This is a genomic window from Proteiniborus sp. DW1 (assembly GCF_900095305.1).
GTDB lineage: Bacteria > Bacillota > Clostridia > Tissierellales > Proteiniboraceae > Proteiniborus.
In genome coordinates this window covers 1-16,544 of the sequence record NZ_FMDO01000034.1, presented here as the reverse complement: position 1 = coordinate 16,544, position 16,544 = coordinate 1, and the positions used below count along the sequence as shown (strand labels likewise).

Annotated in this window: 14 protein-coding genes; 1 reads left to right on the top strand and 13 read right to left on the bottom strand. The window is 32.2% G+C overall.

Going from position 1 to position 16,544, the window contains the following annotated elements; genetic code table 11:
- Window positions 1-26 precede the first annotated feature (26 nt).
- The 7 genes from DW1_RS08535 to DW1_RS08505 all read right to left on the bottom strand — a co-directional run bounded on the left by DW1_RS08535 (window position 27) and on the right by DW1_RS08505 (window position 8,924).
- Complete coding sequence (locus tag DW1_RS08535) at window positions 27-1,223, bottom strand: type II secretion system F family protein (protein ID WP_074350269.1); 1,197 nt, start codon at window positions 1,221-1,223, stop codon at window positions 27-29.
- A gap of 24 nt (window positions 1,224-1,247) precedes the next feature.
- Window positions 1,248-2,300 carry a type IV pilus twitching motility protein PilT gene (locus tag DW1_RS08530; protein WP_074350201.1) on the bottom strand — a complete coding sequence of 351 codons (1,053 nt, stop codon included), beginning with the start codon at window positions 2,298-2,300 and terminating at the stop codon, window positions 1,248-1,250.
- A gap of 13 nt (window positions 2,301-2,313) precedes the next feature.
- Window positions 2,314-3,996, bottom strand: coding sequence for a GspE/PulE family protein (locus tag DW1_RS08525; protein ID WP_074350200.1), 1,683 nt, complete (start codon window positions 3,994-3,996; stop codon window positions 2,314-2,316).
- An 84-nt stretch (window positions 3,997-4,080) separates the two neighbouring features.
- Entirely contained in the window at window positions 4,081-4,950 is an 870-nt protein-coding gene (aroE, locus tag DW1_RS08520) for a shikimate dehydrogenase (protein WP_074350199.1), read from the bottom strand.
- Between the two features lie 167 nt (window positions 4,951-5,117).
- On the bottom strand, window positions 5,118-6,446 hold the full coding sequence (locus tag DW1_RS08515; RefSeq protein WP_074350198.1) for an ABC transporter permease: 1,329 nt from the start codon (window positions 6,444-6,446) through the stop codon (window positions 5,118-5,120).
- A 13-nt stretch (window positions 6,447-6,459) separates the two neighbouring features.
- Entirely contained in the window at window positions 6,460-8,187 is a 1,728-nt protein-coding gene (locus DW1_RS08510; RefSeq protein ID WP_074350197.1) for an efflux RND transporter periplasmic adaptor subunit, read from the bottom strand.
- Window positions 8,188-8,216: 29 nt separating this feature from the next.
- Window positions 8,217-8,924 (bottom strand): ABC transporter ATP-binding protein, encoded by a 708-nt coding sequence (locus DW1_RS08505; RefSeq protein WP_074350196.1) that lies wholly within the window; start codon window positions 8,922-8,924, stop codon window positions 8,217-8,219.
- 340 nt (window positions 8,925-9,264) lie between these two features.
- Here DW1_RS08505 and DW1_RS08500 point away from each other — a divergent pair, with 340 nt between their 5' ends.
- On the top strand, window positions 9,265-9,861 hold the full coding sequence (locus DW1_RS08500; RefSeq protein WP_074350195.1) for a YhcN/YlaJ family sporulation lipoprotein: 597 nt from the start codon (window positions 9,265-9,267) through the stop codon (window positions 9,859-9,861).
- An 87-nt stretch (window positions 9,862-9,948) separates the two neighbouring features.
- On the opposite strand, the gene DW1_RS08495 is transcribed toward DW1_RS08500, so the two are convergent.
- The 6 genes from DW1_RS08495 to uppS form a co-directional block, all read right to left on the bottom strand.
- Window positions 9,949-11,085, bottom strand: a complete 1,137-nt coding sequence (locus DW1_RS08495) for an aldo/keto reductase (protein WP_074350194.1) — start codon at window positions 11,083-11,085, stop codon at window positions 9,949-9,951.
- A gap of 228 nt (window positions 11,086-11,313) precedes the next feature.
- On the bottom strand, window positions 11,314-12,759 hold the full coding sequence (locus tag DW1_RS08490) for a TrkH family potassium uptake protein (protein ID WP_074350193.1): 1,446 nt from the start codon (window positions 12,757-12,759) through the stop codon (window positions 11,314-11,316).
- A complete protein-coding gene (gene trkA / locus DW1_RS08485) occupies window positions 12,710-14,116 on the bottom strand; it encodes a Trk system potassium transporter TrkA (protein ID WP_074350192.1) in 1,407 nt (468 codons plus the stop codon). Before trkA ends, DW1_RS08490 begins: the two co-directional genes overlap by 50 nt.
- Window positions 14,117-14,145: 29 nt before the next feature.
- On the bottom strand, window positions 14,146-15,210 hold the full coding sequence (locus DW1_RS08480; protein WP_074350191.1) for a 3'-5' exoribonuclease YhaM family protein: 1,065 nt from the start codon (window positions 15,208-15,210) through the stop codon (window positions 14,146-14,148).
- 15 nt (window positions 15,211-15,225) lie between these two features.
- A complete protein-coding gene (locus DW1_RS08475) occupies window positions 15,226-15,600 on the bottom strand; it encodes a zinc ribbon domain-containing protein (protein ID WP_074350190.1) in 375 nt (124 codons plus the stop codon).
- Window positions 15,601-15,671: 71 nt separating this feature from the next.
- On the bottom strand, window positions 15,672-16,313 hold the full coding sequence (gene uppS / locus DW1_RS08470; RefSeq protein WP_074350189.1) for a polyprenyl diphosphate synthase: 642 nt from the start codon (window positions 16,311-16,313) through the stop codon (window positions 15,672-15,674).
- Between the last annotated feature and the right edge of the window lie 231 nt (window positions 16,314-16,544).

Sequence of the window (16,544 nt, the reverse complement as noted above, 5' to 3'; positions counted from 1 at the left end):
ATACATCACCCCTTCAAATTTACTCCTTATATGTGAACTGCGTTTACCATATCAAACATTGGGAGTGCCATTGCTATAACTATAAAACCTACTATTAATGCCATAATTATTACAAGTATTGGTTGGAGTATTTCTGTCATTTGTTGAACTGCTGTTTCTACTTCTTCATCGTAGAAGTCTGCACTTTTACATAACACTTCGTCTAATGAGCCTGATTCCTCTCCAATTTTAATCATTGAATCTACCATGGGAGGAAAGGTCCTAATTTCTTTAATTGCTCTAGATAGTAGGACACCTTTTCTTACTTCTTCTTTGGCATTTTCAAGCTTATAGCTTAAAAATTTATTATTCACTATTTTGGATACTACATCTAAAGCTTGAAGTAATGGTATACCGCTTGATAGTAGTGTGGAAAGTGTTCTTGTAAATCTTGAAGTGGCCACCTTTATATTTGTGTTTTTAATAACTGGCATGCAAAGCTTTAGACTATCAATAAATAATCTCCCTGATTCTTGTCTTCCAAAATACCCAACGCCAAGTACTAACACTAATATAGAAGCTAAGTAAATATACCACTGATTTTGTAGAGAATTGCTAATATTAAGAAGTATCCTTGTTGGAGCAGGTAATTCTACTCCACTGCTTTCAAACATATTTATGAAGGTTGGCATTACAGCTACTAATAGGAAAATTACTACTGCTATGGACACCACCCCTAAAACAATAGGGTAAATCATTGCACCTTTTATTTTATTTTCTATTTTGTTTTCTTTTTCATAATGCATAGCCATACGTTCCATAATTATATCTAGGTTACCACTTATTTCTCCTGCCTCTACCATATTTACTAGTAGATTTGGAAATACTGTATCATGTTTTCTCATTGCTTCAGATAACGTCATTCCTTTCTGAACATCATCTAATGTGGTTCTTGTTGCTTTTCTCATTACTTTGTTTTCTGTCTGAGCTTCTAATATATTTAAGCATTTGACAATGGTGACACCCGCATTTAACATAGTATAAAACTGTCTACAAAATACTGCTAAGTCTCTCTTAGTAATCTTTTTGGTAAAATAGGGAAAAATTGGATTTTCCTTTTCTTTATATTCAATTGATATAGGTATATATTCATTGCTTCTAAGCATTGCTAATACTTCCCACTCACTGTTGGCTTCATAAACTCCCTCTATAACTTGCCCACTATCTGTTACAGCCCTATACATAAACTGCACAAAATCACCACCTGACTATATTACATATTTTCTAATAATATCAGGATTTACAGATTGGCTTAATATCATTTCTCTATTAATAAATCCTTTATTATATAGCGACAATAGGGAACTATCCATTGTCTGCATACCAAATTGGGCTCCTGTTTGGATTGCAGTATCTATTTGATGAGATTTTCCCTCTCTAATTAAATTTCTAATTGCTAAAGTAGCAATCATTACTTCAAATGCAGCAACTCTTCCTTTCCCACCTGCTATGGGCAATAACTGCTGAGATACAATTGCCTGAAGTGTAGAAGAAAGTTGAATTCTAATTTGCTGCTGTTGATAGGGAGGAAAAACATCTATTATTCTATCTATGGTCTTTGCAGCTCCTAATGTGTGCAGAGTAGATAAAACAAGATGGCCAGTTTCTGCCGCTGTTAATGTAATGCTTATAGTCTCTAAATCTCTCATTTCTCCTACTAAAATTACATCTGGGTCTTGCCTGAGTGCAGCTCTTAGTGATTTTGCAAAGCTTAAGGAATCATTTCCTACTTCCCTTTGGTTAACTATACTTTTATTGTGTTTATGCAGATACTCTATCGGATCCTCTAACGTTAATATATGGCAATTCCTTTCGTTATTAATTAAGTCTATCATTGAAGCTAGAGTAGTAGATTTTCCGCTGCCTGTAGGTCCAGTTACCAATATAAGCCCCCTTGGTAATTTACATAAATCTTTAATAACACTAGGCAAGCCCAACTCTTCCATGGCTGGTATAGTTAGAGGTATAATTCTAATAGCCAATGCATAGCATCCTCTTTGCTTATAAATATTTATTCTAAATCTACCTATTCCCGGACTTGAAAAAGATGTGTCAATTTCACCTTTGTCAAGTAATTTATTCATCTGTCTATCATTTAAAATTTTCTTCACTATTTCCTCAGTAACTGAAGGTCTTAGAATTTCTTCACCTATTTTTACAAGCTTACCATCTATCCTATATATTATTGGCATACCTACTGTAATATGGATATCAGAGGCTCCTTTATTTACTCCGTTATTAATCACTTCTAAAAATTCCAATTTAATAACCTCCTTAATCTAATGTATATCCAATTCTAAAAACTTCCTCTACTGAAGTAATTCCTTTCAATGCTAAATTCACTACATTATCATAAAGTGTTATCATACCATTCTTTATAGAAGCTTCTTTCAGTTCATCTGTAGTAGCTCTATTATCTATTAGCTTTCTTATGTCCTTATCTATGTCCATAATCTCATGAATAGCAATTCTACCTCTATAACCTTTAAAACATTTATTACAACCTACTGGTTTATGAAGAGTTGCTTTATCTTCAAGGTTCAGCCCTAACATCTTTTTCTCATGTAGACTTGGCTCGTAAGGTGTTTTACAGTTCGAACATAATTTCTTAACTAATCTTTGGGATATAATTCCTATAACAGAAGTAGATAATAAATATGGTTCTATGCCCATATCAATTAGTCTCACTATAGTAGATGCAGTATCGTTTGTATGAAGTGTAGATAAAACAAGGTGACCTGTGATTGAAGCTCTAATTGCGATTTTAGCAGTTTCTGAGTCTCTTATTTCTCCAATCATTATTATATCTGGATCTTGTCTTAAAATAGACCTTAATCCATTTGCAAAGGTTAATCCTGATTTATTATTTATCTGCACTTGATTTATTCCTTCAAGCTTGTATTCAACAGGATCCTCAATAGTGACTATATTTTTCTCCTCATCATTTAAATCTTTCAATATAGTATATAAAGTTGTACTTTTACCACTGCCTGTAGGACCTGTTACTAGTACTATGCCGTAGGGCTGTTTAATTATTTTATTAAATATCTTTAAATCTCTATCTTCAAATCCTAAGTCTTCTTTTAAAAAACTAAAGCCATTTCTATCTAATAATCTAATGGCAATTTTTTCTCCATGAACAGTTGGTAAAGTAGAGATTCTCATATCAATTTCTTTACCCTCTAGTTCAGTTTCAACTCTACCATCCTGAGGAATTCTCCTCTCGGCGATATCCATCTTTCCCATTATTTTTACTCTAGTAACTATTGCCATATGACTTTTAATAGAAAACTTCATAATTTCCTGTAAATCTCCATCAATCCTATATCTTACTCTTACACTGTTTTCAAAAGGTTCGATATGTATATCACTTGCCTTTACTTTAATAGCTTGTACGACTATAGAATTAACTAGTTTCACTACTGGAGCACTATTCACATCTGATAAGTCTCCATCTTCTAAATCCTTAATGCTACTAGGTATATACGATTCTTCAAGTTCCTCCAATACCTTTTTTGTTTTCTCTACTCTATAAAACTTATCTATAGTTTTTAATATTACAGATTTCAAAGAAACAACAACCTCTATCTCCATACCTGTAAGAAGTTTAATATCATCAATTGCAATAATATTAAATGGGTCGCTTACAGCTATAATCAATTTATTATTCTTTTTATCGATAGGTATTAAGCCATATCTGCGAGCAATATTCTCAGGTATAATAGAGATAACTTTGGGATTTATTGTGTAGTTTGCTAAATCAATTGATGGAATTTTTAACTGATTTTCTAAAACTTCTAATATATCTTCTTCATTTACAAAGCCTAACTCTACTAATATCTCCTCTATACACTTTTTCCTTTCTTTTTTTTGTTGACATAACGCCTCTCCTAACTGACTTTCACTTATTTTATTGGCAGAAATTAATAGATTCCCTAAGCTAAAATTCTTACTCATATAGCCCCACCTTTTTTATATTAAATAAAAGGATTATATTAGTATATTTCTACACAAAAATGGATTTTCCTTCAATTTTTGAAGTTATTTTTCAATTTGGGATATTATTTTGTCTTTTATATATAACCAGTCTGTTTTTTCATCAAATAACTCTTTATTCCAGATTTCTTGAGAATATATAGCTTGATTAATTAGCATGTCTATACCATTTATAGTTTCATAACCTAGTTCTCCAGCCTCTAAAATAAATTTAGTATTAAGAGGCTTGTAAATAATGTCATAGAAAAGAGTTCTAGAATTAAATCTACTTGGCGAAATAGGTATATCTTCAATATTTGGGTACATGCCTATAGGAGTAGTGTTAACTAATAGCTCTATATCCTTAGGAATATCCTCCTCCTGCTCCAATTTATAACACCTTACATGTACATTGGGATATATACTTTTAATAAGCTTTTGAAGCTTATGTGCATTTTGGATATTCCTATTAACAATTATTATTTCCTTTATTCCTTCATAAGCGAGTGATACTGCAATTGAATGCGCAGCACCACCAGCCCCAACTAATAAAGCTTTTTTACCTTTAATGTCTATTTCTTTATCCTTAAGAGACTTGATAAACCCATCTCCATCTGTATTAAAGCCAATTAGTTTTCCATCTATATTCAGTACAGTGTTTATTGCTCCTAATATTTTAGCTTTTTCATCTATTTCATCAAGATACCTCATTATTTCTATTTTATACGGCATTGTTACATTAAAACCCTTCACTTTCAATGCTCTTAAACCATGTACTACTTTTTCTAAAGCTGCAGAATTATCTATGTTGAAAGCCAAATATTTTGCATTTATAGAATTATATTCAAAAATAGAATTATGGATAAGTGGTGATAGGCTTTTAGAAATAGGATTACCTATTAAACAATAAAGTTTAGTATCTGAATCTATTTTCATCTGTTCCTCCTTATAAAAAGTTAAGTTATTTTTATTTCAAATTTAAGATTATTATACTATACATGTAACTAAAGTACTATAATTATACAACTTATGGAATTAAAGCATTAACAAAATAAGTAAAAAAGAAAACCAGAGAATAGTCTTCTCTGGCATAATTTTGATTTCTATTGTCTTTTTAAAGCTTGTACTGGTGGCAATGATGAAGCAGATATTGCTGGATACACTCCAAAAAGCAGTCCTGAACAGAGTGCTACAATTGTTGCTATTTCTATAGCCTGGAAGTTCACTGCTGTACTGAATCCATATCTTTCAAATAAGCTCAAACTCCATATTCCAAGAGCAGTCCCCGCTATAGCTCCTATTGCGCTAAGATAAAGAGCTTCAAGTATAAACTGTAAAAGTAAATCTGATTGCTTTGCACCTATTGCTCTTCTAAGACCTATTTCCTCTGTTCTCTCCGTAACAGCCACTAACATAATATTCATAATACCTAACCCACCTACTAATAGAGAAACTGCTGCTATTCCACCTAGTAGTAATGTCATTACTCGATTTGCTTTGTCTGCTTCCTGAACTAGCTGATTTAAGCTAGTTATGGTAATTAAATCTTCTCCACTATTAGGTATCTGAGGTTGAGTTGGCTCATCATAGTAATCATAATAATAATCATAATATACTCCAGCTTCGGCAACTTCGGCAACTGCTCCTTCTTCTCCATTACCCCCTGTAGGAGCAGTTTGATCCAAACCAAGTTTCCTCTTAAATATTCTACCAAGCTGTACTACAACTAAATCAGCTTCTTCCTTTGATGTAGCTTTTCCCCATATTTGATCTACAGTTCTTTTTTCTGCAATTTTTAATGCTGATGTGTAAGGAATTATTATTTTATCATCTATATCTTCTGCCTTACCTGCACCTTTTTGTTCTAAAACTCCTACGATCCTATAGGTCTGTCCTTCTAGTGTAAAAGATTGACCTACAGGATTTCTTCCATTCATAAGTCCAATCCCCATATTATATCCTAATACTGCAACAGGTGAACGTTGCTTTACATGTAGTTCAGTAAAGAAATTACCTGAAAGTAATTCCATGTCTCTAATTTTATGAAAATGACTATTAACACCTACTATATCAACACTTCCCCTAGCTCTTCTCCATTTCATAGTAGCACTTGTATTAAGTACTGGAGTTGTCATTTCAAGACCTTGAACCCTTTCAACTAACTCTTCTGCAAATTCTGGCTCAAATTCTACACTAGAGTGTTGCGCCTTTATTTCAATTACGTTTGAGCCTAAGCTTTCGAACTGTTCTACTACTGATTGTCTTGCACCTTCTCCTATCCCCATTAAGCTTACTACAGAGGCTACACCAATAGCTACTCCTAGAATTGTTAAAAAAGATCTTAAAGTGTTTGAAATAATCCCATGTGCTGCCATCTTTGCAGTAAACCATAATCTAATCAAGAAGGAAAATTTGCCTTTATTTTGATTCATTTAAATTCCCTCCTTAATTACTGCCTTCTACATTACTATCGCTGTTTCCATTACTCCCCTTATTTTCATTATTGTTATCTGTAGAAGGAAGAATAGAATCATTTGACTTTATATGCTGGCTTGGTAATAAGTCTGCAGTGCTACCTGTAATTACTTTATCTCCTTCATTTAATCCTTCTGTAACTTCAGCCATTCTATCATTCATAAGTCCAAGCTTTACATTAACTACTTTAGGTATACCATCATTACCAAGGATTTCTACTTTTGAAATTCCATCTTCTTCAAAAATTGCTTCAAGCGGTACTAATAGCACTCCTTGAGCACTTCCTGCATCAACCTTAGCACGTGCCTGCATGCCTGGCCTCAATTGAGGACCTCCAACTACTTCTATTTCTACTTGAAATCTTGTCAGCCCGCTATTTCTGTCTTTACCTATTGTATATACTCTAGATACAGTGCCATCAAACTTTTCTCCAGGTAATGCATCTACTGAAACAGTAACTGGCGCTCCTTGTTGTACCTGTAATACATCAATATCATCTATTTCAGCCCAAATTCTCATATCAGATGTATTGTATACATCACCTATCCAATCCCCAGCACTTACAGTTTCGCCAGGCTGTGAATATATACCAGCTACTATTCCATCCATAGGTGATCTTATTTCAAGCTGGTCTAGCTTTGTATAATAATCTCTCAGTTCATTGTTAAGTTCTCTAATTTTATCTGTTATCTCTTGAATCATGTCCTTAACATCGTTTCCTGACATTGTAACAATCACATCACCAGCTTTAACTTCTTGCATTTCTTTTACATGAATCTTGGTTGCCACCGCTTTTACTGGGGCAATAAGTTTTTCCTCTTCAACAAAGCCCTCTACTACTCCAGGATATAATAAGTAAGAAATGTTAGTTGGTGATAATTCTTGTCCATAAGCTACACCAATATTTACTTTCATGTTGGCTTGTATCAAACCTGGATTCTTTGCTTCAATAGTTGCAGCGTAAACAAAATTAGTACCAAAATTACCTTCTTTTGTATCATCTGTTCCTTTTGCATCATCTGGTATAGGACTTGAATTTATATCAGTAATAGTACCCTCAACAATATCCTCGAAATAAGGGAAGCTAAGTGCTACTTTCTGGCCTTCAGAAACTTTAGCAAACTCTGTTGGAGCTAGTTTAGCTGCTACTTTAAATTTAGAATTATCAACTATGCTAGCAACTATCTGTCCTTGAGTCAGTTCCTTACCTTCTTTTGCATCAAGGTTAATTATTCTTCCTGAAATTGGTGCTATTATTTGAATACCTTGTGTAGGATTTATATAATCTACCTTATCTAGTGATAATCCTGTAAGCTGAGATAGCTGTTTTTTTTGAGACTCTATTTGTTCTTGCAAATCTTTTATTTTATTATTTATCTCAGAAGCTAATAGGGTAACTACTACCTGTCCTTGAGTCACTTCATCTCCTTCTTTTACTAAGATTTTATCAATCATATACTGTACAGAACTTCCAGAATACCTATCTCCAGGTGCTCTGATTCCACCTGATGAAGTTGGATTTAGTTGCCCTGATACTTCTACACCTGCTGAAATATCTCCTCTTTTAACCTCAAAGGTTGAATAAATAGGTCCTTGAACTTCTTCAGCTTTTTCAGGCATAAGCTGTTTAATAGCATAATATCCACCTCCAACTACTATAGCAATTACAATTAATATCATAAATAATCTTTTTCCCAATCGAAACACCTCCAAAAATGAAAAAATAATCATTCCATAGCTATAAGCTGTTCTTCTAATACTTCAATTTTTTCTATTTTACCGTCTAGAAGTCTAAATATTTTGTGTCCATACTGTGCAATTTTCTCTTCATGAGTAACCTGTACTATTGTAATACCCATTTTTTTATTGAGTTCTTGGAATATTGACATTATGTTGAGACTTGATTTTGAGTCCAAAGCGCCTGTTGGTTCATCAGCAAGTATTACAGATGGATTTCCTGCAATTGCTCGTGCAATTGCTACTCTCTGTTGCTGCCCTCCAGAAAGCTGTGTAGGCAAATGATGCATTCTATCTCCTAAACCTACAGATTCCATAGCTTCTATTGCTCTCTTCTTTCTTTCTTTTCCAAGAACCCCTCTATATATTAAAGGTAGTTCTACATTTTCTAATGCAGTCAAACCTGGCAATAGATGAAAAGATTGAAATACAAATCCTATGGAACGGTTTCTGATATCTGATAATTGCCAGTCACTTACCTTCTCAACATTTTTTCCTCCTAGCTTATATGTACCTGTAGTTGGTTGGTCCAAACAGCCTATAACATTAAGAAGTGTTGACTTACCCGAACCTGAAGGCCCCATTATTGAAACGAATTCTCCATTTTCAATAGATAAGTCAATACCGTTTAGAGCATTAACCTGTATTTGCCCAATCTTATAAAGCTTTGTAACATCCTTTAATTCGATTAGTGCCATTTCAAATTCACCCCTTTTTCTACTAATCTCATATTAGACTTTTATTTTTATAAAAAGTTCCAAAATAAATATATTATGCTAATACCACATAATATTTTCGTCAGATTATTTAAAAATCCTCTAAAGAAAGTCAATCTTAATCAATTTGTAATTTTTATTCCATTTTATAACATTATATTTTACTATCTTTTACACCATATTTTATTCAATTGATTTTTAAAATAATTAGTTTTTATTTAAACATGATAAATATTCTTTGTATAAGATTACTATCTTCTACATATTTATCTAGGCTTAAAAAACTAAAATAAAAGCAAAATAATAATAGGAGGTGGTAATTTTGAAAAAACATTTTAAAGTTATATCATTTATTGCTATATTAGCTCTTGTTATAAGTTTTGGTTTAATAGGTTGTGCTCGAAATCCAGCTAGACCGAATACACAAAATGACAATCAGTTAAATAGAAATATGAATTTTGCTGACGATAGAACAGATATGAATAGGAATATAGGAAATAACTTAAACAACAGAAATGTAACAGATAATATTCTTGATAGGGCACCTAATCAAACAGTACCAAACCGAACATTAACCGATAATAGAGGAACAGATCAAGCAGATAAAATAGCTAACAAAATTGAAGAGCTAGATGAAATTAAAAATGTTGCAGTTGCAATTTCAGGAAATAGGTGTTTAGTAGGAGTCACTACTACAGATAATATAGAAGGAGATGTGACGACAACTCTTAAAAATAGAATAGAAAATATAGTTAAGGAATCAGATAATAATATAAAAACTGTACACGTTACAGCTAGTCCTGACCTTTACAGCAGAATAGAAAACATAGGAAATGGTATTAGAGAGGGAAGACCTTTATCAGGTTTTGCATCAGAAATTGAAGAAATAATTAGAAGAATAACTCCTACAACAAGATAAATATCCGGCATATGCCGGATATTTATTTGTGATTATTATTATATTAGCTACTTTTATTAAATAAAAATAGCTATCTAATCAAATTAACTATCTATTTAAAACTAGTTCAGCTTCTTTTAAGTGTCGTATTATTTCTAGGTTTTGTGGGCATAGGCTTTCACATTGACCACATTCTATGCAATTTGATGAGTCTATACCTGACTCTTTCATTTTTGCATAGCTATTGATACCAGCATCTGTAGCCTCATAAACAAAGTAATTATTATAAATTTCAAATATGTTTGGAATAGCCACTTTATTAGGACATGGTACACAATATTTACATCCTGTACATCCAACCTTGTTGCGGCTATTATAAATTTCCTTTATATCATTTATCAGTTTAATTTCACTATCTTCAAGAGATAATGGAGTTACATTTGATGCTGTTCTAATATTTTCTATTACTTGTTCCATATTGCTCATACCACTTAATAATACACTTACTTCCGAATAATTCCACACCCATCTTAGTGCAAGTTCTGCTGGAGTTCGTTTAACTCCTGATTTTTTCCATAGTTCTTCCAAATTTCCTTCTGGTTGCTTTGCTAATTTTCCTCCTTTGATTGGTTCCATAATCACTACTGCTAAGCCTTTGTCTGAAGCATACTTTAAACCTTGCACACCTGCCTGATAATTTTCATCCATATAATTTAGCTGAATTTGACAAAATGACCAATCATATGAATCTACTATGTCTTTAAAAACACTTAGTTCATCATGAAATGAGAAGCCAGCATATTTTATTCTTCCATCAGCTAAAGCGTTATCTAAAAAATGTAACACACCTAAATCTTTGGCTTTACTCCATGATTTCTTGCTTAGAGAATGTAGCAAATAAAAATCTATGTATTCTGTGTCAAGTTTTTGTAACTGTTCATTTAAGTATTTATCAAAATCATCATAAGTATCACAAAGCCAAACTGGAAGCTTAGTTGCTAATTTTACTTTTTGACGATAACCGTCTTTTAATGCTTTTCCAACTAGTAGCTCACTATTACCTTGGTGATATGGATATGCTGTATCTATATAGTTAACACCATTATCTATAGCGTATCTTATCATTTTAATAGATTCTTCTTCATTGATTTTCCCATTATCACCATCTATAACTGGTAGCCTCATACAACCAAAGCCGAGGTTTGATATTTGAAAATCAAGCTTACCAAATTTTCTATACTTCATACGCCTTCCCCCTTGAAAAAACATGATATTATTGTATCTCTATTATATATCATAAAACACATAAAATCTAATAATCTATTTTACTATTAAAATAGCCTTCTATCAAAGCACATCTATTTGGGGAAGCTTTTCTTGAAACCTATTTAGGTTATGTTCCATACTAAAATAAAATTTCTTAATTATATAAAAACTCTCACATGAAATATATCAATAAGATTTTTCGACCTATTAGCTGTTTTTCCAAAAATCAGGTACAAAGAAAAGAAAAACCGTAAACAACTCTAATCTACCTAATAGCATTAATATTGAAAAAAGAATTTTGCTTGGTATACCAAAGAAACCAAAGTTTTGAGCTGGACCTACTAGTTCAAAACCTGGACCAATGTTTCCTAGTGTAGCTCCAACTGCACTAGCAGAACTGATTAGGTCAATGCCCTCAAGTGAAATTAGTAATGTTGAAAACGCAAAAATTACCATATAAAGAAAGAAAAACCCTGAAACACTTGCAGTAGTATCAGAAGAAAGCATTCTATCATTTATTTTTATAGGTACATATGCTTTTGGATGTAGTAATTTCAATATTTCTCTCCTAACAATCTTTCCCATAATCAATAATCTTATTACCTTAATTCCACCGCCTGTTGAGCCAGCACATCCTCCTACGAACATTAATATAAATAAAATGCTTTTACTAAAATCAGTCCATTTGTTAAAATCTACAGTGCTAAATCCAGTTGTAGTTATAATTGTAGACACTTGAAATAATGCATGTTTAAATGTTTCGAATATAGAGTTGTATATTTTCCCATTTAAGTTAATTGTTATTAACAGAGTACTGACAGCAATAATTCCTAAATAAAGCCTTAATTCCGAATTTTTTAGTACATTTCTCCATCTACCCTTAAGAACTTCATAAAATAGAGAGAAGTTAACACCACACAATATCATAAATAATGAAATAACATATATGATAAAGCTGCTATTAAAAGCTCCTATGCTTGCATTTTTGGATGAAAATCCCCCAGTTCCAACTGTAGCAAATGTGTGAATTAAAGATTCTAATAGTGACATACCACCAAAACATAGTAGTATTGCCTGAATAATAGTTATACCCACATATATAACATAAAGTATTTTTGCAGTATCCTTTATTCTAGGTACTATTTTTTCAGCTATAGGACCAGTAGTCTCAGCTTTGAAAATTTGAAATCCTCCTACTCCAATAGCAGGAAGAATAGCAACAGTTAGCACTAGTATTCCCATACCTCCTAACCAAATAGTAAGCGATCTCCAAAGAAGCATCCCATTTGGCAGTGCTTCAATATCACCAAGTATAGTAGACCCTGTAGTTGTAAATCCAGATACAGTCTCGAAGAATGCATCTACAAGTGAAGGAATACTCCCTGAGAAAACAAAAGGCAAAGAGCCAAAAAATGACACGAAAATCCATCCTAAAAATACTACGAACAAAGCATCTTTTGCTTTAACTCTTTTATCTGTAATATTAACCCTAGACATGGGAAAACCAAGTATTATTAATATTAGTATAGAATATATAAACGACATGAGGGCTTTTTCACCATAAATTAGTGATACTAGCAAAGGTGGAATAAAAGCAGCAGCTTCAATTAGAAGAAGATTTCCTAAAACCTTTATAACGATGCCATAGTTCATCTATAAAGCCTCCCTTTGCTTTGTAAAACATTTTCTCTAACGTCATAACCTCTGATTGTAAGCAGAAAACAATTAACCTATCTCCTGGATTTATAATAGAATCACCATTTGGAATGATTACCTTCCCGTTCTGTACTATTGAGCCAATTATTATTCCCTTAGGCAAGCCAAGCTCGGCTAAGGGTTTGCCTACAATCTTAGAATTTTCCTTTGCAATAAGTTCCAGTACCTCAGCTTTTCCTCCTAATAACAAGAATAGAGAGACGACCCTGCCACCCTGTATAAACCTCATTATCTCTCCTGCTGTTATCATAACAGGATTTATTGCATTATTTATACCTAATTGTTCAATTATAGGAATATAATTAGATCTGCTTACCTTTGTGATTACTTTTCCTACCCCATATTTTTTAGCTAACAAGGTCATTAGAAGATTTTCCTCATCAAAACCAGTTAAAGATACTAGTGCATCTACTTCACTAATGTTTTCTTCTGTCAGAAGATAAGGGTCAGTAGCATCTCCATGAATGATCAACGCTCCAGGAAGTTCCTGAGCTAAAAAGCCACATCTTCCCTCATCTTTTTCAATTATTTTTACAAATATACCGTTTTTGAGAAGTTTTTTTGCCAAGTAATAAGCCGCATTTCCTCCTCCAAGTATCATAACTTTTTTAACTACAATATTATGTTCCAAGCTTTCTCTTTTGCTTTTGAACATTCCTATACTTTCTTTTTCTCCAATTAAATATATAGTATCATTATCATGTAGTAAAGTATCTCCATATGGTATAATAACTTCCCCATCTCTTAAAATAGCAGCTATTAATACAGACTTAGGTATATTAATATCTTTAATTTTCTTACCTTCCATTCCTTCTAATTCATTCACTTTATAATTAACTATGCTTACCTTACCTTTCGCAAAATCCTCCATATTAAGCGCTTGTCCTTTTAATAGATGTGCCCCTATTTCTTTTGCCATAACTAGTTCTGGATTTACTGCATAGTCAATGTCTAGCTGTTTTTTCAGTGTGTCAACTTGATCTGAATACTCCGGGTCTCTTATTCTAGCTACTACCCTTTTACACCCCATTTTTTTTGCTAAATAACATATTAGCATATTTGTGTCATCATTATCAGTAGTAGCAATTAATAAATCTGCATTTTTTATATTAAAGCCTTCGAGTACTGACATTTGAGCCCCATTTCCTTTATAAGTAAGAATGTCAAATTGATTATTAGCTCTCTCAAGTGTCTTTTCATTATTATCAATCATTACTACATTGTTATCGTTTTGTGAAAGAAATTCCGCTAGAATATAGCCTAACTTTCCTGCCCCCACAATAATAATATGCATTTTATAACTTCCTTTCTAATATAAAAACATTACTTATTTATTTTAGATAAAATATCAGAATCAAAAACCTCATCCTTATCTAGTACACATATTCTTTTCATACCCTCATAAGATGAATTATCTCCTAACTTTGCGCTAGAATTGTATAGCTCTGATTTATATAATCTTCTATTATCCAAAATCCACATTTTGTCAGTAAATTCATTAGTTTCAATTGAAGATAATGCTTTTTCCATATCATACATCCGTGCGTCAATAATGTCAATATAATGTAAAAGTTCTCCTTCAGGAATCATCGGCTTTTTAGGACTTCCAAATTCAGGTTCATAATGGTGTGAAAGAAGCATATGCTGTAAAAGTACAGAGATTTCTCTTTTAATTCCTAGTCTAGTAGCTACATTATCAATAATTTTAATTCCCTGTATAATATGTCCTAAAAGTTGTCCTTCTACAGTGTAGTTAGAAACAATACCTAACTGGTTGGCATCCATTTCCTCTATCTTAGCTATATCATGTAGAATGATACCTGCATAAAGAATATCCTTGTTGATATTTGTATATACCTCTGTAAGACGCTCTGCAGTCATTAGCATTCTAAGTATATGATAAAGAAGTCCTGAACGAATTGCATGATGGTTTTGCTTTGCTGCAGGATAAAATAATAGTTTATCCTTATACATGTTTACTATTTCAATGACCAATTTTGAAATATCCTGATTTTCTATTTTTTCTATGTAATTTATTATTTGTTTATACATATAATCTGACTCATATGGAGCAGTTTGTACATAATCCTCTAAGTTAATGTTGTCTGTATCCTTTGCTAATCTCATAAGGACTATTCTAAGTTGTTTTTTACCCTGCCATTCACTTACATCTCCTCTTATCTTAACTATAGAATCTTTAGTGAAGCGTAATATATCATCTTCTTTACAGTCCCAAAGTTTAGCATTTATATCTCCTGTCTTGTCACTTAGTTTAATATCTAAAAAATTGTTACCATTTGAAGCGGTTTTAGCTTCTATTTCTTTTATCAAATAGTATCCTTCAATACGTTCATTAACATTAAATTCTGCTATTTTTTTTTGGTCCATTTTATCACCTCAAATTCATTCTAGTCTATTTCCACAATAAGGACAATACAAAAATCTATCTTCTACTTGATGGTTACAATATTTACAAACTTTTATACTATTATCTTTGCTTGTCTCTCGTAAGTCCCAGTATGTTAAATTCTCCCCTTCTCCTCTTTCTATAATTTTGCCCTTTTCCTTTGATATTTCATAAACTGTACCACATTTACTGCATAGAACATAATAACTCTCGTTCCATTTAAAAATAGGAATGAAGAAAAAATGAAAATAGTTGTATGTTTTTATTAGTTGTCCAGCTTCTTCTCTATTACAAGCTTTACACAAGATATTAGACAAATCCTTAATCTTCCTTTCCTTGGATTCTATGCCAAATATCCCAACAAAAAACATATGATCACCTACTTAGCTAATATCTATATATAGTCTATATTGAAATAATATTTATTACAAGTGCCTATTTACTATCCACCTAGAGTTATATCTTGCTTATTATACCACTCCAAAGCTTGAAAAAAGTGTTCTTTTTTAAAATCAGGCCAAAAATCATCTATTACATAGAAATCTGCATAAATTGATTGAACAGGTAGGAAGCCACTCAGTCTTCTTCTACCACCCCAGCGAATTATTAAATCTACACGTGAAACATCATTAGACTTAATATGTTTATGGACATTCTTTTTTTTATCATTTGCTAATTTTAGCTGATTTAAATCCCATTCCCAACCATAATTCACTAAAAAATTAATTCTTATTCCTCCATTTCCAAAAATCTTTCTAGAAGTATAGGGTATCAATTCTTTTGGAAACATAGGTGATTCTGTATTTCCTACTACTAATAAGGATGCATCTTCCTTTGCAAGCATTTCTACTGCCCTAATGCAAGCTTCTGTAAATGCTATCCTTTGTGCTACTGGCCTCTTAGTATTATCTGTAGTAAATCCATAGTAAGTAAGCTCCTTGACTCCTGCCTCTTTACATAACCTAAAAAGAGCCAATCCTGGATCTAGCCCTTCAACATATCCTTTTTCCTTCGTCATTCCCTTTGATTCTGCCCATCTCCTATTTCCATCAGGTATAACCCCAATATGATTTGGAATTCTCATCATATCACCTCAATTTTTAGTTAAGTCAATAAATAAGTTACACTAGTATAAGAACTGAATATAGAAATTCTATCAAGAATATCTAACCATATTATTTACATGTATTTATAATTTAATCTAATTTGTATGACTACTTTCAATAAAATAATTCGTTAACTGAATGGCCATAAGAAGTAAAAAGATTAAGATTTAGGACTGTGATCTTTTTCTAGTCACAATAAGTAACTAAAA

Coding starts and splice junctions, on each gene's coding strand:
- DW1_RS08535 (WP_074350269.1), bottom strand. CDS start 1,223: ATGTATAGGGCTGTAACAGATAGTGGGCAAGTTATAGAGGGAGTTTAT.
- DW1_RS08525 (WP_074350200.1), bottom strand. CDS start 3,996: ATGAGTAAGAATTTTAGCTTAGGGAATCTATTAATTTCTGCCAATAAA.
- aroE (WP_074350199.1), bottom strand. CDS start 4,950: ATGAAAATAGATTCAGATACTAAACTTTATTGTTTAATAGGTAATCCT.
- DW1_RS08515 (WP_074350198.1), bottom strand. CDS start 6,446: ATGAATCAAAATAAAGGCAAATTTTCCTTCTTGATTAGATTATGGTTT.
- DW1_RS08505 (WP_074350196.1), bottom strand. CDS start 8,924: ATGGCACTAATCGAATTAAAGGATGTTACAAAGCTTTATAAGATTGGG.
- DW1_RS08495 (WP_074350194.1), bottom strand. CDS start 11,085: ATGAAGTATAGAAAATTTGGTAAGCTTGATTTTCAAATATCAAACCTC.
- DW1_RS08490 (WP_074350193.1), bottom strand. CDS start 12,759: ATGAACTATGGCATCGTTATAAAGGTTTTAGGAAATCTTCTTCTAATT.
- trkA (WP_074350192.1), bottom strand. CDS start 14,116: ATGCATATTATTATTGTGGGGGCAGGAAAGTTAGGCTATATTCTAGCG.
- DW1_RS08480 (WP_074350191.1), bottom strand. CDS start 15,210: ATGGACCAAAAAAAAATAGCAGAATTTAATGTTAATGAACGTATTGAA.
- DW1_RS08475 (WP_074350190.1), bottom strand. CDS start 15,600: ATGTTTTTTGTTGGGATATTTGGCATAGAATCCAAGGAAAGGAAGATT.
- uppS (WP_074350189.1), bottom strand. CDS start 16,313: ATGAGAATTCCAAATCATATTGGGGTTATACCTGATGGAAATAGGAGA.